This is a genomic window from Streptomyces sp. NPDC024632 (assembly GCF_055559175.1).
This window is the reverse complement of sequence record NZ_JBVHLD010000013.1, coordinates 13328-32175: the sequence shown is the minus strand read 5'-3', so window position 1 is coordinate 32175 and position 18848 is coordinate 13328. Positions and strand designations below refer to the sequence as shown.

Here is an 18848-nt window from a genome sequence, read left to right as displayed (position 1 = left end):
TCCGGGTGTCGTCCCCGCCCGTGCGAGGATGCCGCCATGCGGTCACGGCTGCCCCTCGGGGAGAAGTTGCGGGACGAGTTGGGGACGCCCCGGCGGGGCCGCCGGCTGGGGAGCAGTCCGCGCTCGCGGGTGTGGCGGGCCGAGCTGGCCGGAACTCCCGTGGTGGTCAAGCAACTTGTCGACGCGCCCGAGGCCGACGAGAGGTACGCCCGCGAGGTGGCCGCGCTGCGGCTCGCGGGCCGGGTCGATCCGCCGGTCGTGCCGACGCTGCTGGGCGCCGACGCGCGGGAACGGGTGCTGGTGCTGGAGTACGTGGAGCACCGGCCGCCGCGCGAGGAGTGGATCGTCGACTACGCCGGGGCACTCGCCCGGCTCCACGCGGCGACCAGCGGCGATGCGGACGTCGGGGACGACGGCGACAGCGGCGACAGCGGCGACGACAGCGACGGCAGCGACGGCTCGGACGTACTCCCCGCCTGGTCGGGCCCGGCGCACACGGACGTCGACTCCTTCCTCGGCCTCGCCCAGGCCCTCGGCGTCGCCGTACCGCCCGCCGTACGCGGCGAGTTGGACGACATCGTGGACCGTACGTCACGAGCGCGGGGCCGCGCTCTGCTGCACGGCGACCCGTGCCCCGGCAACGACATGCACACCGACGACGGCGTCAGATTCATCGACTTCGAGCAGGCCGCGTTGGGCGACGGAATCGTCGAACTCGCCTATCTGCGCGTCGGTTTCCCGACCTGCTGGTGCGTCACCGCCGCCGCTCCCCCGCTGCTGGAAGCGGCGGAGGCCGCGTACCGCGACGCCTGGCGCCGGGCGACGGGCACGGACGTCCCGGGTGATCTCACCGACGCCTGCGCCGGTTGGCTGCTGCGCGGTGACGCGCTGGTGCAGCGGGCCGAGCGCGGGACCACCGACCGCCTGGCCCTGATTCCTCACCAGGACTGGGAGTGGGGCACGGTGACGGCCCGTCAGCGGCTGGTCCACCGGCTCGGCGTCGTCGGCCGCGTGACCGCCCGAGAGGGCCGCCTGCCGGCTCTCGGCCGTCTGGCCCCCGCGATGCGCGAAGCGATGCTCACCCGCTGGCCCGCCCTTCAACCGCCGCCCGCCCGCAGGCCGTAGAGCAACGGCTCGCGCTCCGCCGGGACGCCGACGGGCCCGCCCGGCGCCGGTCGCTGCGCACGGCGACCGACTTCGCCGTGCCGACGAGGGCCCCCGCTCCCTCGTCGCCGGTATCGGTCCGGCCGTGGGGTCAGGCTGTCGCGGAGGGCTCCGGGGCGTCCTGGGGGAGGGTGACGGCCAGGGCCGCGAGGACGCCGCCGTCGACCGGGATGTCCGTGCCGGTGACGAATCCGGCGCGGGTGCCGGCCAGGAAGGCGATCACCTCGGCGACCTCTCGGGGCTGGGCTATGCGCCCTATCGGGTGGCTGCGGCCCCACTCCCCGAGCAGTCGCCGCACCCCTTCGTCGCTGCCGTCGCTGAACCGTGCCGCCGAGTGGCGCAGCATCGGGGTGTCGACGGAGCCGGGGCAGACCGCGTTGACCCGTACCCCGAAGGGGGCCTCGTCCACGGCCATCGACCGGACCAGCGCGTTCAGCGCGCCCTTCGCCGCCGCGTAGGCGGCCACGTTGGACTGCGCGGCGCGCGACTGCACGGACGAGACCACGACGACGGAGCCGCCGGAGGCGCTGCGCCGCAGGTGGGGCAGGGCGGCGCGGGCGGTCAGGAACACTCCCTTGACGTTGACGGCGAACACCTCGTCCCAGGTCTTCTCGTCGGTGTCGGCGACCGTCCCGTAGCGCTGGATGCCCGCGGACGTCACCAGCACGTCGAGACCGCCGTACTCGCTCACGGTCCGCGCCACCGCCGCGGCGACCGCGTCGGGGTCCGAGACGTCCGCGACGACGGGCAGCGCCCGGCCGCCCGCCTCCGCGATGGCCGCGGCCGTCTTCTCCGTGTCGTCGGCGTCCACACCGCAGACGGCGACAGCGGCGCCCGACGCGGCCAGCAGTTCCGCGGCGGCGCGGCCGATACCGCTCGATCCGCCCGTGACCAGCGCGATGCGACCGGCGTGTTCCTCACTCATACGTTCCCTCTCCAGTCCCACGGTGTTCGCCAACCGGAGCGCCTGCGCGGCCGGATGACCGAAAACTGTTGCCGTCCGAGCTTGCTGCCGACGGCAGGCCCTTGTCGTCAGCCCAACGGCATAGTGCAGAAATTGGCGCCGACGCGGAAGTTGCGGTCGGCCGCCGGGTCGAAGTCCGCGGGACCGAAGGACCCGCACTCCAGGAGCGCGGCCAGGTGGTCCTCGGCGTCGTCCCGCGGGTGGTAGCCGATGGCCTCCCCTTCCGCGAGGGACCACCACCGGCGGGTGTTGCGGGAGATGCCCCACAGCATCCGGAATCCGGCGGGCTCCGCGCGCAGACACGCCTCGACCAGCCGGGCCGCGTCGTCCGGCGACAGCCAGGCGGCCAGGTCCTCAGGAGCGAGCGGGCGCGGCCGGAAGGCGCCGATCCGCAGACAGGTGACGTCGATGCCGAAGCGGCTCCGGTAGAGCGCGCCGAGCGCCTCCACCGCGGCCTTCCCCGCGCCGTAGAACGTGTCGGGGCGCGGTGCGATGTCCGCGGGCAGTTCGGCGCGCTCCGCGGCGGGGGCCCCTGCGGCAGCGCCCGCCTCCCGTACGGGTACGGCGTCGTCCCGCGTACGGAATCCCGCCGCGTGGATGCTGGAGGCGAGCACCACCCGCGGCACGCCCTGGCGGCACACGGCCTCCAGTACCCGCTGCGTGCCGTCGATGTTGATCTCCCGGATGCGCTCCCAGGGCGCCTCCCCGGCCAGTCCCCCGAGGTGGAGCACGGCGTCGACACCCTGGCAGGCGGCGTCGATCGCGTCCGGGTCGGTGAACGAGGCGCGTACGGTCTCCACGGCCTCGCCCGGCGCCGGCGGCTCGATCTCGGCGATGTCCAGGAGCCGGAGCGTGCGTCCCGGCCGCGCCATGCGCGGGCGCAGCGCCCGGCCGACGCGGCCCGCGGCCCCGGTGATCAGGATGCGCTGCGCCGTCACCATGTCCGCTCCAACGGGTCCATATCGTGCGGCAGTCGGGCGGGCGGGCGCTGCTCGTCGTAAGGCCGCGGGGTCGCGCAGGCGGGGGCGTACGGCGGCTGGTTGTAGGCGTGGTGACGGCGGAAGGCGACGTCGACCGGCGGATTCCAGTGCCGCCAGCTGCCGGGGTCGGTGTCGACGGGGGGCGACATGGGGCCGGCACCGTTTCCGTTCTCGGCGGCCACCGCGTACTCCAGGACGGGCGCCTGCCCCGGCCTCCCGCCGCCGCGAGCACCGTCCGACCCGCACGGATCGCCGGTCGCCGGTACGACACCGGGCACGCGGTCGACGTACGCGAAGGCCGTGCCCGCGAAGACCTCGCGGAAGCCGGCCTCGCCCTTGCGCCGCCGGTACAGCCGGTACCGTCCTGCGCCCAGCACCTCGCCCCAACTGACGCTCACCGCGCCGTCGTTGAGCCTGACCTTCAGGCCGTCCGGCGGCTCCGGCGCCCGGCCGGACGCGTAGACCGGGTAGTCGGCGCCGGGAGGGCCCTGCCGGTCGGTGTTCCGCGCGGCGACCCTGACGTGGTACTTCACGCCGTCGGACAGTCCGCTCAGGAGTCCGGGGCTGTCGGCGGCGGCGACGGCCGGTGCCCAGGTCAGACCGCCGTCCGTGCTGAGTTCGAGCAGGTAGGAGTCGGCCGCGGCGACGGCGGTGAAGTGCACGACGGCGCCGCCGGGGACGGTCTCGGTACGGATCACCCGCGGCGGCGCCGGTTCCGGGCGGCGCGCGGTCAACTCCCATGCGTGGCGGCCCCGTGGGAGCGCCAGCCGCACGGTGTCGTGCGTCCGGCCGAGCGGGCGCAGCGGTGCGCCGTCCACGGAGAAGTCCGCCGCGGCGTCGAGCCCGGCGGGCAGGCGCAGGGTGATCCCGGTGTCCGTCTGCGCGTCGTACGTGCCGCGCAGCTCCGTGGGGTGGAGGTAGCCGAGGCTGATGCCCAGGTCGCGGTCGTCGGTGGTCAGCAGGACGTCCGCCGTGCCGATGGCGCTGCCGTGAAAGAGCGTCAGTTCGCGGCGTCCGCTGTCGAAGAGCCGGATCGTGCCCGCCGTCCCCGTGAACCGCAGCCCGTCCTCGGCGAATTCGACGGCGGCCGGTTCGCAGGGCCTCGCGGACTGGTGCCGGAAGACGAGGTCGAGGCTGTGCGGGGTGCGGATCCTGGCGCCCCAGGGCGTGTCGGCGGCGGGGTCGACCACGAGGTCGTCGCGGTGGCTGACGACCGCGAGCGTGTTGCCGTTTGCCCCGTCGGCGCGGCCTTCGAGGCGTACGCCGTGCGTGACGTCGGTGGCGAAGGCGCCTCCGAGCGCGCCGGCCTCCCGCACCGCGCCGCCCCGGCCCGCCGCGCCGCCTTCTCCCACCGTGCCGTCCTCGCGCACCCCGCGCACGAGGTGGATGAACGGCATCCGCTCGGGCAGGTGGGGGTAGCTGTTGGCGTCGTGCCCGGTGGCCTCGGTGAGCACCGACCAGGTCCACACCATGCGCTGGTTGGGCGCGAAGGAGTCGTAGGTGACCAGGTAGTCGGTGCCGACGAGCAGCACGCTGCGGCCGAGGTACAGGTCGCCGACCGGGCCGTCGGGATCGGGGACGATCTCCGCGTACTGCGCGCCGCCGAGGTCGTACATCGGCCGGTCGAGGGTGTGGCAGCCGATGCCGCGGAAGGCGCCGTCCTTCCAGACCGCGCAGGAGGTCGCGAAGGTCGCGTCGGGCACGCGGCGGTCCCCGGCGTCCTCGGGACCGTGACCGCTGTAGGAGGCGCCCGCCGCGTAGTAGTAGAGGTGGCCGCTCCCGTTGTCGTCGGCGACGCCCCAGCGGTAGTTGGGGCCGCGGTCCACCTGCTGGAGGAAGACGGCGACCTCGCCCGGCCGGTCGACGTCGGCGCGCAGGGTGATCCCGTATCCGGTGTATTTGGCGCTGCGCAGGCGGGGGTTGGTGCCGGGGTTGCCCTCGGTGCGCACGGTGACGCGCCAGGGGTCGGGTGCGTCGTGCGGGCTGTCCAGTCGTCGGGCGGCGGGGTCGCTGCCCCACAGCAGGTGTTCGGCGACCAGGGGCCGGTAGCGGTGCAGGGTCTCGCCGAGCAGCCGCATCTCGATGGGAGGGCGGCGCGGCCAGTAGGCGTGCGCTCCTTGCGCGGGGTGCAGCCGCCGCAGCTCGCCGGTGCCGGTGACATCGACCGGCGCGGTCAGCGCGTTGACCAACCAGTCGCCGAGGGCGGCGAGTTCGGGGGTGACGGCCCGGTTGCGGCCGTCGGCCTCCCGCGCCAGGTGGTTGCCCTGGCCGAGGGGCCGCAGATACGCCCACACGTACGTGGCCAGGCTCTCGGTCCACCGGCCGGGCCTCGCGCGGCGGGAGGGCAGCGCCGGGCGGGTGTGGAACACACCGGTCAGCTCGGCGAACCGCTCGAACTGGTCCAGCCACTCCCCTGCCGCCTCGTGCTCGGGGTAGAGCCAGGCCAGGCAGGCCAGCGCCGCCTTGCCGTCGGCCATGAAGTTGGGGTGCCCGCCCGCCATCCGCAGCAGCGGGCCGATCTCCTCGCCCGCCGAGACGTATCCGGTCAGCAGGAGCAGGGCGTCCACGCGTTCGCGCTCGGCGGCGTCGAGCTGTCCGGCGAACCGGTCGTAGCCGTCCAGCAGCCGGTCGTAGAGCGGGCGTTGGCCGATGTTGAGGTAGCCCGCGACGTCGTTGACCCCGTGGGCGATCAGCCGGGGTCCCTCGGGGCCGGTCAGCAGGGCGTCGGCGAATTCCCGCGCGCTGCCGAACTCCCCTTCCCCGCACAGCGGTTCCGGCCGCTTGCCGGTATAGGTGAGCGTCCAGTCCTTGACCCGGTCGAGGCTGAGCGTGCCCTGCCAGTGCTGGAGATGGCGTACGTACGTGGACTGGTAGGCCGTCGACCGCTGCGCGCGCAGCACCCCCAGGTCGCGCTCGTGGTCGTAGAAGGCGATACCGGTGCTGCGGGTGCCGGTGCGCAGCGGCCAGGTCCAGCGCAGGACGCCGTCGTGGCGGAAGTGGACGCGGAGGGTGTCCGCCGACGCCCACGAGGAGTACGTACGGTCGTCCCACCGGGCGTGGTCGCGGACGAACACGCCCATGGCGTCGCGCTGTTCTGCGTCCCAGAAGGCGGCGTGCGGCCGGATGTCCCACGCGAAGCTCGGGGCGTAGGGGCCGACGGTGAAGGCCATGTCGGTCTCGGGGTGCTCCCTGCCGCCCGGCCCGGAGAAGGACGGGTCCTCGCCGCAGTCGCCGACGACGACGGGCTCGTCGATGCCGAGCCAGTGGTACAGCTCGGGCGAACCGGGGTCGGCGTGGTCGGCGGCGGACTGCGAGAACGGCCAGGCGGAGGAGAACCGGTGGGTGGGCGTGCAGCCCTCCCAGTGCAGCTCCCACGCCATGGCCGTCGTCGCCGTCGTCGTCGCAGTAGTGGTGGTCGCCGTTTCGTCCAACGACACCATCTCCTCGGACAGTTCGAGGAAGTCGCAGTCCCGCAGCACCCGGACGGTGGCGGTGTAGCGCGCGCCGCCGGTGAAGACGTACGTGAGGACGTGGGTCGCGAACAGCGTTCCGGCCTCGGTCAGTTGCACGTCGAGGTGGTCCAGCCGCCCGTCGCCGCAGCGCAGTACGGACCTGCCGACCCAGCCGTGCCCGCGGTCGAGCTGCCGGACCGGCCCTGGTATGTCCCCGGCGGCGAACCGGCCGGCGGACGGCAGCCGGACCCGCAGGGCTCCGCCGTCGACCACGATGCCGTCGCCGTCCTCGGTGACCTCGACCGGCCCCGTGCCCCGCGCCGACGGCAGCGTCTCGTCCGCGCGCAGGGTGAACTCATGGCGGGCGCCGGGCGCGAGGTCGGCCAAGAAGCAGACGGTGGCCGACGTCAGGAACGCGTCGTCGCCCTCCGAGTCCGTGGTCGTCTCGGCGAGTTGGAAGGGCACCGGCGCGCCGGACGCGTCGAGCAGCCGCAGTCGCCCGGCGCGTATCGAGGGCGCCGCCCACCGCACCGGGTAGTGCAGCAGAGTCCGGGGCCAGGCGAAGTCGGGGTGGTCGAGGGGGTCGCTGAGCGCGAACCTCACCTCGTCCCCGTCCGCCGGCCAGTGCGTGACGGCGGCCGTCACGATCCCCCTCCCACTTCGGCGCCTCCGGCGCCCGACGAGCCGGGCGCGACACCCTGCGTGCCGAACGCCGCGCCGCCCGCGACGCCTTCGACGAGGTAGCGCTGGAGCAGGATGAACAGCAGCATGATGGGCGCCGCGACGATGAAGGTGCCCGCGGCGATCAGCGGCCAGTTCTGCGAGTACTCGCCGAAGAACGAGTACAGCCCCCGGGTGACCGGCCACAGCGCGGAGTCCGACAGCATCACCAGCGGCAGGATCAGGTTGTTCCAGGCGTGCACGAAGCCGAAGATCGCGAACGTGGCCAGGGCCGGTTTCATCTGCGGAATGATGATGGTGAAGATGAACCGGATGTAGCCGCAGCCGTCGAGCGCCGCCGCCTCGTCGATCTCGCGCGGGATGCCCTTGATGTAGCCGACGAAGAAGAAGAACCCGGCGCCGGACAGGCTGGTCAGGATCAGGTAGCCGGCCATGCTGTTGTACAGGCCCAGCGTCCTGGCCTCGATGAACAGCGGGATCAGGCCGCCGGGCAGGAAGCCGGAGAAGATGAAGAAGGTGTACAGCCCGTTGGAGTACTTGAAGTAGCCGCGGGAGATGGGGAAGGCCAGGAAGACGCCGAGGATCAGCGTGACGACGTCGGGGATGACCGCGTAGACAAGGCTGTTGATCATCTGCCGTCCGAAGTGCCCCTGGTTCCAGGCCGCCGAGAAGCTCTCGGTGGTCCACGGATGCGGCATCCCGGTGGGGTTCTGGAGGAATCCGGTGTACGTCTTGAACGCCTGGAGCAGGACGTAGACCAGCGGCAGGGCGAACAGACCGGCCGCGATGGCGAAGCACAGCAGGTTCAGCCCCGCCGCCTTGGTCGTCCTGGCAGACATCAGCCGCTGGAGCCGGGTGGGGGCCGCGGGGGTCCTCGGCGCTGACGACGGCGACGCGCCGGCCGCCCGGGCGGTCGTCACAGCGAGACCTCCCGCCTGCGCAGGCCGTACAGCAGGACGCCGCCGATCGCGACGGTCAGCACGAACTGGATCATCGCCAGCATCGAGCCGTAGCCGAGTTGGCTGTCACTGCCGAACGCGGACTGGAACATGTACAACCCCAGGGTCTTGGTGCCGAAGTTGCCCGCGGTGAGCACCATGATCAGCGCGTACTCGCCCAGCGTGGCCATCGCGGTGAGGAAGACGTTCACGGTGGTGGCCGGGGCCAGCAGCGGCCACGTCACATGCCGGAAGACCCGGAACCGCCCCGCGCCGTCCATCGCCGCGGCCTCGTACACCGAGCGCGGGATGTTCCGCAGTCCCGCGATGTAGATGAGCATCGAGTAGCCGGAGAACATCCAGACGTTCACCATCATCACCAGCCACAGCGCCAGTGAACTCGACCCGAGGAAGGCGGAGTCGACGCCGAACAGTCCGTGCACGACCTTCTCCACCGGCCCCGAGTACGGGTCGAGCATGAGGGAGAAGACCGCGCCGACCACGGTGACGGAGAAGATCTGCGGCATGAAGATCAGCGCGCGGTAGAAGGTCAGGGAGCGGCCCGGCCGGTTGAGCAGCAGGGCCAGTCCCAGCCCGATCGCGTTCTGGAGCACGGTCACGCCGATGACATAGATCAGCGTGACCCGTACGGCGCTCCACAGTTGGGTGGACAGCGACGTGAACGCCGCGTCGTAGTTGCACAGTCCGCAGAAGTTGAGCGGCGTGCCCGGGAGCCCGGAGTACCTGGTGAAGGAGTATCCGATGGTGGCCAGGGACGGGTAGAGCCCGAACAGCAGCCAGCCCGCTCCCGGAATCGCGATGCTGGCCCAGGGAATGAACCGCCGCGTCCGTTGGGTTCCGAAGGGACAGCGTGCCACGCCGCGCCTCCTTTCTCATGGTGCCTGGGAGGCGGTGGTCAGTTGCCGACCGACTTGCGGTACGCGCTCGCCGAGCGGCTGAGGATCGTGTCGGCGCTGTCGCCGCCGATCGGCGTCATCTTGGAGAAGTCGGGACCGCCCGCGTCCACGGGCGCGCCCGCGGGCACCCACGGGTTGCTGAGCTGCTGGAAGGCGTCGTCCATGTGGGCGTTCTGCCAGTCCATCCACGGCAGTCCGGTGTTCTTCAGCGCGGGCTGGGTGGAGATGGAGCCGGTCTTGGTCAGCCACTCCTTGTAGTTCTCCGGGTCGGAGAACATCGTCAGCCACTCCATGGCCAGGTCCTTGTGCTTGGCGGTCGTCGGGACCATCCAGGTCAGGTCGGGCTTGAGCATGAGGCGGTTGGCCGCCGGGGTGTCGGTGCCGGGCATGGTGAAGAACCCGAGGTTGAGCGTGGGGTTGGCCTTCTGGATGAGCGCGCCGTCCCACGAACCGTCCAGCAGGAACGGGTAGTCGTCGGACTTCGCGGCCCAGACGCCGGGCGCGGTGAGCTGGGCGACACCGGCCGCGTTGGGCTCGATGTACTTCATGACCTTCTCGTAGCGGCCTGCCGCGTCCTTGTAGACCTGGTCGGTCCAGGACTGCGTGCCCTTCCAGAACGCGTCGGCCCGCTCGCTCGACACCTTGACCGAGTCCGAGGCCGGGCGGCCCTGCATGAGCGTCTGGTTCACCGAGCCCTGCCACACCCCGCCCTGCATGTTGTCCTTCGCGGCCACGAAGATCGGGGTCTTGCCCGCCTTCTTCAGCGTCTCGCAGTCGTCGAGGAACTCCTGGAAGGTGGTGGGCACGCCCATGTGGTACTTGTCGAGAAGGTCCTTCTTGTACCAGATCGACCCGGCGGCGGCGTACTGCGCGGCCATGACGCCGTAGACCTTCCCGTTGCGCCCGACCGCGGCGGCCTGGGCCGTCGCGTCGTAGTTCTTCATGAACGGCTGCGCCGACAGGTCGGTCATCTGCCCGGCGTCGATCAGCGCGGCGGCGCCCGCGGGCTTGAGGCTGGTGTAGCTGGGCGCGAAGCCCGCCTGGGTGGGCGCGGAAAGGGCCAGTACGTCAACGGACTTGGACTGGAGCAGGCTGTTCCAGAGCTGCTGCCAGGCGCCGTTGTTGTTCGGCGCCTGCTGGAGCTTGACCTTCACGCCCGGATGGGCCTTCTCGAACTTGGCGTTGAGGTCCTGCGTGAACTCGATCGCGCCCGGGTTGGTCCACTCGGCGACGGTCAGGGTGGTCGTGGCGCCGCCGCCGCCGGACGAGGAGGAGCCGCAGCCGGTGAGCGCGGCCGACACGCAGGCGGTCGCCGCCAGCAGCGTGACGAAGGTACGGGGTCGCATGAGGGTGGGGCTCCTTCGTTTCGAGTTCGGTTCGAGTGCGATGCGGGGTCGGTTCGGGGTCGCTTCGAGTGCGGTGCGGGGTCGGTGCCGGGCGGGCGGGCGCGCGTCAGGGGCGCTGGAGCGCGCCGTCGGCCCGCCGCGGCGGCTTCCACACCTGGCCGGGCTCCGCCGCGCCCTTGGGCGGGTACTTCAGCGCCAGCCGCTCGTCGAGGTCGACGCCGAGACCGGGCGCGTCGCTCGGCCACAGGTGGCCGTCGCGGATCTCGGGGCAGCCGGGGAAGACCTCCCGCGCGGCCGGGCCGAACAGATGCTGTTCCTGGATGCCGAAGTTGGGGGCGGCCAGGTCGAGGGCGAGGTTGGCGGCGTGCCCGACCGGCGAGACGTCGCCGGGACCGTGCCAGGCGGTGCGCACGCCGAACATCTCGCAGGCGGCGGCGAGCCGCCACGCCGGGGTGATGCCGCCGATCGCCGACACGTGGACCCGGATGAAGTCGCACAGCCGCTCCATGACGACCGGGCGGTACTCGGCCGGGTTGGTGAACAGCTCGCCGATCGCGATCGGGGTCACCGAGCGCCCGCGCAGGACGCGCAGCCACTCGATGTCCTCGGGCGCGACCGGGTCCTCCAGATAGAACAGGTCGTACGGTTCCAGGTCCGCCGCGATCCGTACGGCGTCGGTGGGGTGCACCCGCTCGTGCACGTCGTGGATCAGCTCGACCTCGGGGCCCGCGTGCTCCCGCAGGTGCTCGAAGAGGCCGCGCACCGTGCGCCGATAGGCCGCCGGGTCCCAGGCGTTGGGGGTCAGCGCCTTGGCGGCGCCGGCCGTGGCCGCGGCGGCCGGCGCCCCGTAGGTGCCCGCGCCGGGCACGGCGACCTGGCAGCGGACGTGCCCGTACCCCTCGGCCATCAGGGCCAGCACCTCGTCGGTGACCTCCGCCGCGTCCCGTCCCGCGGCGTGCGCGTACACCGGGACCGCGGTGCGGCAGCGCCCGCCGAGGAGCTGCCACACCGGAAGTCCCGCCTGCTTGCCCTTGATGTCCCACAGGGCCATGTCCACGCCGGACAGCGCGTTGTTGAGCACGGGCCCCGACCGCCAGTAGCCGCTGACGTGCAGGGTCGACGCGATGTCCGTAATGTCCGCCGGGTCGCGGCCGATGAGCTGCGGCGCCAGGTACTCGTCGACCGCCGTGGCGACCGCCTTCGCCCGCTGCGTGAAGGTCGCGCAGCCGAGTCCGTACAGGCCGGGCTCGCTGGTGTCGACCCGCACCACGACGAGCGTGGTGCCCGCGGGAGCGGTCAGGATCGTCCTGACGCCGGTGATACGGACGCCGGACGGCTGCGCCCACGGCGGCTCTGCGGGCACGGACTCCTTGACGGGTCCGGCGGAATCGGCGGCGTGGTCGGTCACGGGAGGGTGCTCCTGGTTCTGTGCGAAGAGGCGTTACGGGGTGCGCGGGACGGTCAACTGCCGATGCCCCAGCGGGTGTCCACGCGACCGCCGGTGAACTGGGCGCCGGTGCCCCAGAACGGCGCGAAGTTGTAGCAGCCGGACGTGGGCGGCTCCGCGGCGGTCGTCCAGTACGTGGCGCCGTGACCGCCGGTTCCCGCGTCCGTCACCTGGAAGGCGAAGGACATCGGGGTGACGGCGCCGGGCTGCGCGCTCTTCACCGCGGCGGCCACCTCGGGGAGTTGGCTCCAGGCGAGCGCGACCTCGTACCTGGTCACCTTGTTGACGTCGTCCCGCGACACCAGCACCCGGCCCTCGGTGCCGCTGTCCGCCTTCGCGTCCATCGGGCCCAGCGGCGTCGGGAGCGTCGCGTTGGTCGGGTAGTACGTCTGGTAGTTGGTGCCGGGCGCGAGCTGCCGGTGCAGTTCGGGGACGCCTCCGGTGGCGAGCGTGACGACGTACAGGTGGGAGAGCGACCGCAGGCACTTCTCGTAGTGCGCGTCCCCGACCAGCAGATCCTCGGTCTTGTGCGCGACCGCGTCGAAGCCGAGCTGGATGCTGTCCGCCTTGAACGGGAAGAGGTACTCGTTCGCCGCGAAGGGCACGTTGGAGAGCTGGACGTCGTCTTCGATCAGCGCCCTGAAGTACAGGAAGCCGTCGTCCCAGGCGGCCTGGAGGCTGTACGTCCTGGTGTCACCGGCCGCGCCGGTGCTGGCCATCGTCACCGGGACGACGTCGTTCCACTGGCTGGCGCTTCCGCCGACGGTGATCTGACGGAACGGCAGATACGCGAGCTGCACCTTCCGCGTCCCGGTCTGGTGCACCTGGGCCGAGCCGCGCGGCACCGTGATGTCGTAGCCGATCTCGTACTGGTTCGCGGAGTTGGCCGTGAACGACGTCACGGGGAAGGTCAGCGTCTTCGACTGGCCGGGCTTGAGGCTGATCCACGGCGAGACCGACAGCGACACCTGCCAGCCGGACGGCGGGGTGATCACGACCTTCGCGTTCTGCGTCTGCGGCGAGACGTTCTCCACCAGGACGTCGATGGTGCTGCTCGCGCCCAGCGGCCTGGTGAAGGACTGGACCTCGACCTTCAGCGGGGTGTCGTAGTCGAAGGCGGCACCCGTGGTCAGCACCGACTTCAGCGCCTCAGGACTCAGATCGCTGTCGAAGTACAGGACTTCCCACGGCTTGACCTGGAGCGTGACGGACGACGAGGCCCCGTCGGCGAGGCGGCGGCCGAGGTAGTCGTAGACCCGCACGCCCTGCGCGCCGTTGAGGGTGACGGTGCCGTTGTACCCGGCGCTCTGGTCCTCCATCGTGCCGTCGTAGAGCTGGTCGGCGTAGACGGCGGCCCGGCCCTTGCCGTCGGCGCCGCGGAACAGGAAGCCCCATGTCGACTTGGCGTTCGGGTACAACTCCTCTTCCAGCGTGGCGTCTTCGAGCAGGCTCGTCATGGTCGCGTAGGCGACGACGGCGGGCTTGGGGGACTTCGTGGCGATGTCGTAGATGTTGAACTCGACGCCGGAGTAGGTCTTGTCGTAGGACAGCGAGAACCAGAAGATCCGGATCGGCGAGTCCTCCTCGGCGCCCGCGAGCATGTGCAGCAGGTACGTCGGCGCCACCGTGCGGGCCACGCCGTACCCGGCCTGTCCGGCCGGCAGATGGGTGAAGTTGGCGTCGGCGTTGCCCAGTTCGGTCTGCCACTGCCCGGCGCGGCCCTGGGTGCGCGACCAGAGGCGGTCCATCTTGACCTGCGTCTTGGTCATCGCGTACTGCGTGGCGTCGGGGTAGCCGTAGGCGTGGTTCACCGAGCCGTCGATGTAGCCGGTGTCCTTGGAGCCCCGCGCGTACACGATGTCGCGGTTGTACGTGACCGAGCCGCCGCCGATCAGATTCACGTCGGGGAACTCGGGTTTCACCCGGTCCCAGATCAGCTTGCACATGTCGCGGTAGTCCTGGGCGTCACCGGTCATCCACGCCCAGCCGTGCACCCACGGCTCGTTCCACACCTCCCAGTTGGGGACCAGGTCCTGGAGCGGCGCGATGCAGTGGTAGACCATCTCGGCGTGCGCGACCAGGTCCTTGGGCCGGTTCTGGTAGGTCTTCACCGGCTTGCCGTCCGGGCCGGGCTGCACATTCCACGACATGTTGTAGTTGATGCCGGCGAGGGCCTCGATGCCGTGGGCGTGCCAGTCGGCGATCTCGGCCCGCGCCGCGTCGATCTGCGGCTGCTGCCAGAAGACGCCGGGGGACGGGCAGACGGTGTCCGGCTGCACGGCGTCGATGCCCCGGCACCACTTGACGCCGATGCGCTGGGCGATCTGCCGGGTGATGGCGGGAGTCGACTCCGAGCGGATGCCCAGCCCGAACGCCGAGTTCGGCCTGCGGCCCGCCACGGTCGGCCGGATCACGCCCAACCCGAGCGTCTGCGACAGCAGTTGGGCACCGGAGGCGTTGGTGACGGTGGCCGTGACGGCGTAGTGATCGGGATCGTACGAGCCCAGCGGGATCGTGGTGGTGGTCTGCGTACCGGCCGGGGCGGTGAACGCGGTGGTGCCGCTGTTCAGCGGCGCCCCGGCGCGGGCGGCGACCGACCAGGTGACCGAACCGCTCAGCGCCGTCGTGGGGTTGAAGACCACGAGCAGGTCGGGGGCGGCCTTCGCTGTACCGGTCACCGGGTAGAGGCCGGTCGGGTCGGAGAATCCGAAGGCGACCACGGGCAGCGCGGCGGCTGCCGCCGTGCCCTCGGGCGCCGCGGCGCGGGCGCTCGGCGCCAGACCCCAGTCCATGGCGCTCGCGGCGGCGGCGCCCGCGACGGCGGCCGCTCCGTAGCCCACGACCTTGCGCCGGGAGACCTCCGCGGGGGTGGCCGTCGCCGAGGTCGGCGTCGCCGGGGTGGTGCGGTCGGATCTGGCGTGGCTGTCTGTCACGGTCGGTCCTCTCCAGGGTTCAGCGCGGGGATTGTTCGGGTGCCACCGGCCGGACGACGCACAGGCCGGAGGGCGGGACGGCGATCGGGGTGAGTCCGGGGCCGAGCGTGCGCGGGCCCGAGGCGGCGGGTCTGCCGCAGGCGTCGAAGACGTCCAGCCGGACGCGGACACCGGGCCCGGCGACGCCAGGAGCTTCGATGTCCAGGCCCGACCCGCCCGACACGCCTGCCACGCCCGCCACGCCCGGCCGCTCGACGCCGGGGTCCTCGATGTCCAGGACCACGCGCGACCCGGCGGTGGAGTTCACCAGGGCGACCTCGGTGAACTCCGCCAACTGGAGCGGGACGACGTGGTGTTCGGCGTAGCAGGCGATGACGGCGCGCCGGCCCAGGGCGGCCGTCACCGTCTGGTGGAGCTGGTCGGGGCGTCCGGCGCGGATCTCGCCCCGGCCGAGGACATCGGCGTACGTCCGCCGGACGCCGAGCCAGAAGGCGGTCATCGCGCGGTGCTCCGCGCTCTGTCCGGCCAGCGCGACGGAGATCTGCGGTGCCGAGAACAGCGCGGAGTGCAGCTGTCGGGACGCCGCTTCCGCCGGGGCGGCCGGGTCCCACATCAGCATGTCCGAGTGGACCGCCGCCGATCCGGCGAGCACGCCGGTGTCCAGCGTGCGGACCCGGTTGGCGGTGGCGTCCCCCGGGCAGTCGGCGGCCCGGAGCATGTTGCCGAAGCGCCGCATGCCGGGGCCGGTGTAGGGCTGTCGCAGCTCGATCAGCAGCTCGTCGCCGCGCAGTTCACGCAGCCGCTCGCGCAGTTCGGTAAGCAACAGCCGTATGCCCAGGCCCACATCGGCGACGTCCGCGACGGCGAGGTCGGCGGGCGCCTCCGCGGTGACGCCTCGGCAGGTGTCCTTACCGGTGCCGGTGCCGGTGCCTCCGCCGGTGTCAGGTCCGGCGGCGGTGGCGACACCGGTACCGGCGTCTGTGGAGGCACCACGGCCCGCACCGGTGCCGTCATCGCGGCCGGTCCTGACGTTCTCGTCTGCGGCGTTCTCTTCGGCAGTCGGCCGGTCGGCCCCATGGACCTCGACCTTGTGGACTTCGACCGCATGGACTTCGACCGCGTGGACCTCGGCCGCGTGGTCCCCGCCCGCGAGTTCCTCAGCCGCGTACTCCTCCGCCGCGTACGCCATCGCGAAGTCCAGGAAGTCGATCTTGAGCCCGTCCAGGCCGTAGCGCTGGACGAGGTCGACGCAGGAGTCGACGGCGAAGCGCCGGGCGGCCGGGCGGCGCGGGTCGAGGACCCGGCAGCCGAGCCGCGTCACCTCGTGCGGCGCGACCCGCGCCAACTCCTCGTACGCCGGGGTGCGTTCGCCGACCAGCAGGGGTGCGATCCAGGCCACGTACCGCAGGTCCAGGCCCTGCACGGTCCTCACATGCGCGGCGAAGTCGGGGAATTTGGCCGGGTCCGGGGTCCACGCGCCACTGCCGGAGTAGCCGGGACCGTCCGCGTGGAGCTGCCAGCCGTCGTCCAACAGCAGCACCCCGCAGCCCATTTCGGCGGCGAGCACGGCTTCGGCCTCGACGCCCGCCGCCGTCAGCTCGCGGTGCATCGAGTACCAGGTCGAGTACGCGGGGGCGCGGGCCGCGTCGGGTACGGGCAGCGGCGCGGCGTCCGCGAGACCGCCGGTCACCTCCCGTACGGCCTCGGCCCACGGGCGGCCCGGGGCCTGGACGCGAATCCGACAGGTCTCCCCCGCCGCGAGGTCCATCGAGAGCCACACCCCGAAGCGGGCCGACTCCTCGCCGACACCGAATCTGACCCGCGTGGTGGCCGCGATCCGGTCGGACGCGAAGGCCAGCAGCGCGCGGCCCGCCGTGTCGTACAGGCAGCCCAGCGGCGCGGAGTCGACCAGGCCGACGGTGCGCCAGGGGTTGGCCCAGTCCGCCACCAGGTGCCGGTCCCAGCCCGCCCCCGGATGCCAGTAACCCGCCGCGTCGCCGAGCGGAACGGCCAGCCGCAGTACGGCCGTTGTGGCCGCGTCGGCGCGCAGTTCGAGCACGTCGGCGTCCACGGGACGCCCGGCGCCCCCGTCCGCACCGGCCACGTGACCGCCCGCGGGCTCAACGCTCAGCCGCGCGCCGTCCGTCAGCAGGCTGACCGAGGCGCCCCGCACACACAGGGCGTCGCGTGCGGCCCACAACCGCGCCGGACTGGCGAAGTCGGCCATCACCGCTCCTTTCCGAGGTCGGGGAAACATGTCTGACCAGCTGAGACAACGTTGCCTGACGAGACAAGCGGCGTCCCCCAGGGGGTTGGAGGGGATCACGACGCCCGCGCCACGGCTCCGGCCGTGCGCGCTCACCGACAGGTGGCGCCTTCGTTCCTGGTCAGCTACGTCCTGACGGCTGTCGGCAGATCAACCACGCATACCGGAAGGAGCACCGGGGCAGGAGGCCCGACCCGGCCGCCCTCCGCAGGCGGTCGTGCTGAACCCTAGCCACCTGAGACAACGTTGCCTAGAGTTTTCGCGCGAGTGACAGAGAAATCCCGCGCGGAGATCCGGAGAGCGACCGTGTCACAAGCCGTTCACCCGCACGCGCCGGACATCTCCGTCCCCGGCGGGGCCGGGGACGGGGTCGGGGCCGGGGTCGGCGAGGGTCCCGTCGTGGACCACCGCACCGGCGAACCGGACTGGGTGGACATCCCGTTGGGCGCACTGTGGCGCGCCGCCCTCGGCGGCCGGGGAACGGCGCACGGGGCGGCCCGTATCGGCATGAGTCTCGGCGCGGTAGCGGTACGGGACCGCGCCGGTTGCGTGGCGAGTGGGGACGTTCGCGGGGGTGAGTGCGGGGTGGGCGTGGGGGGCGGGGCCTGAACAGGACCGACGGCGGCCCGGTTCAGTCCCGCGCGGGACTCGGCGGGGCCCCCTCGCCGGTCACCGTCCGGCGCCCGGCCGCGCCGCGCCGTGCTCGACCAGGGTGGTGGGGATGACCACCGTCTGGGGCCGCGACTTGTCCCCCGCGATCCGCCTGAAGAGCAGTTCCGCGCCGATCCGGCCGATGGCGCGGGCGTCGTAGGACACCACGGTCAGCGGGTGGGCCATCAGCGCGGCGGTCTCGAAGTCGTCGAAGCCCACCACTTCGACGGCGCTGCCCGCGCCGCCCGCGCCGGCCTCGCCGCCGAGCCGGTTCAGCGCGCCGAGCACGCCGAGCGTGAGCCGGTTGTTCAGCGCGAACAGCGCGGTCGGCGGCTGCGGCCCGGTGAGCATCCGCTCGACGGCGGCCTCGGTGTCGCGCACGGTGTGCAGGCCGTATCTGATCAGGTCGGGGCGGTACGGCAGCCCGGCCCGCTCCAGCGCGGTCTCGGCGGCCGACAGCCGCTCGACCATGGGGTGGATGCTCAGCCAGTCCGAGACCACGCCGATCCGCTCGTGGCCGCGGGCCGTCAGGTGCTCGATCGCGGACCGCGCGCCCGCCGCGTTGTCGATGAGCACGGTGTCCGCGCGCAGGTTGGTGGGCGGCCGGTCGAGGAACACCGTGGGGGTGCCCATGTCGATCTCCGCGCGCAGGTAGACGTGGTCGGCGGTGCTGCCGGCCGGTACGACCAGCAGCCCGTCGACGCGTCGCTCGCACATCTGCAACAGCAGTCGGCGTTCCCGCTCGGCGTCCTCCTCGGAACTGGCGGTGATCAGCAGGGTGTCGTTCTCCAGGGCGCACTGCGCCGCGGCGGCGGCGATGCCCGCGTAGAACGGGTTGGCCAGGTCCTCGATGAGCAGGCCGACCGTGGCCGAGGTGGACTGCGTGCGCAGGTCCCTGGCCATGTTGTTGCGGCGGAAGCCGAGCCGCACCACGGCGGCCCTGACCCGCTCGGCCATCTCCGGATCGACGGTGGACACGCCGTTGACCACACGCGAGACCGTTTTGAGACTGACGTCGGCCTCCCGGGCGACGTCGGTCATCGTCGGCCGCCGCGGGGCCGCGCTCGGGCTCGGTGTACTCACGTGCTGCTCCCCTCGGCGACGCGGCG

11 protein-coding genes are annotated in these 18848 nt (G+C 72.4%); 1 reads left to right on the top strand and 10 read right to left on the bottom strand.

Annotated features, from left to right (window positions below; translation table 11 throughout):
- The first annotated feature begins 36 nt into the window (after positions 1-36).
- The gene (locus ACZ37P_RS25780; RefSeq protein ID WP_467348841.1) at positions 37-1125 is read left to right on the top strand and encodes a phosphotransferase family protein; all 1089 of its coding nucleotides are present in this window, start codon (positions 37-39) and stop codon (positions 1123-1125) included.
- Positions 1126-1255: 130 nt separating this feature from the next.
- Here ACZ37P_RS25780 and ACZ37P_RS25775 read toward each other — a convergent pair whose 3' ends face one another.
- The 10 genes from ACZ37P_RS25775 to ACZ37P_RS25730 all read right to left on the bottom strand — a co-directional run bounded on the left by ACZ37P_RS25775 (position 1256) and on the right by ACZ37P_RS25730 (position 18822).
- A complete protein-coding gene (locus tag ACZ37P_RS25775) occupies positions 1256-2089 on the bottom strand; it encodes an SDR family NAD(P)-dependent oxidoreductase (protein WP_467348839.1) in 834 nt (277 codons plus the stop codon).
- A gap of 107 nt (positions 2090-2196) precedes the next feature.
- A complete protein-coding gene (locus ACZ37P_RS25770) occupies positions 2197-3069 on the bottom strand; it encodes an NAD-dependent epimerase/dehydratase family protein (RefSeq protein WP_467348837.1) in 873 nt (290 codons plus the stop codon).
- Entirely contained in the window at positions 3063-7205 is a 4143-nt protein-coding gene (locus ACZ37P_RS25765; protein ID WP_467348836.1) for a hypothetical protein, read from the bottom strand. The genes ACZ37P_RS25770 and ACZ37P_RS25765 overlap by 7 nt, the downstream gene beginning before the upstream one ends.
- The gene (locus ACZ37P_RS25760) at positions 7202-8161 is read right to left on the bottom strand and encodes a carbohydrate ABC transporter permease (RefSeq protein ID WP_391161104.1); all 960 of its coding nucleotides are present in this window, start codon (positions 8159-8161) and stop codon (positions 7202-7204) included. The genes ACZ37P_RS25765 and ACZ37P_RS25760 overlap by 4 nt, the downstream gene beginning before the upstream one ends.
- Positions 8158-9057 (bottom strand): carbohydrate ABC transporter permease, encoded by a 900-nt coding sequence (locus ACZ37P_RS25755; RefSeq protein WP_355333125.1) that lies wholly within the window; start codon positions 9055-9057, stop codon positions 8158-8160. Before ACZ37P_RS25755 ends, ACZ37P_RS25760 begins: the two co-directional genes overlap by 4 nt.
- Positions 9058-9095: 38 nt before the next feature.
- The gene (locus tag ACZ37P_RS25750; RefSeq protein WP_355333127.1) at positions 9096-10442 is read right to left on the bottom strand and encodes an ABC transporter substrate-binding protein; all 1347 of its coding nucleotides are present in this window, start codon (positions 10440-10442) and stop codon (positions 9096-9098) included.
- Between the two features lie 106 nt (positions 10443-10548).
- On the bottom strand, positions 10549-11850 hold the full coding sequence (locus tag ACZ37P_RS25745) for an enolase C-terminal domain-like protein (RefSeq protein WP_467348832.1): 1302 nt from the start codon (positions 11848-11850) through the stop codon (positions 10549-10551).
- Between the two features lie 53 nt (positions 11851-11903).
- Positions 11904-14822, bottom strand: coding sequence for a hypothetical protein (locus ACZ37P_RS25740; protein WP_467348831.1), 2919 nt, complete (start codon positions 14820-14822; stop codon positions 11904-11906).
- A gap of 19 nt (positions 14823-14841) precedes the next feature.
- Positions 14842-17049: a hypothetical protein gene (locus ACZ37P_RS25735; RefSeq protein WP_467348829.1), complete on the bottom strand. Its 2208-nt coding sequence runs from the start codon at positions 17047-17049 to the stop codon at positions 14842-14844.
- A gap of 708 nt (positions 17050-17757) precedes the next feature.
- A complete protein-coding gene (locus tag ACZ37P_RS25730; RefSeq protein ID WP_467348827.1) occupies positions 17758-18822 on the bottom strand; it encodes a LacI family DNA-binding transcriptional regulator in 1065 nt (354 codons plus the stop codon).
- Positions 18823-18848: the final 26 nt, after the last annotated feature.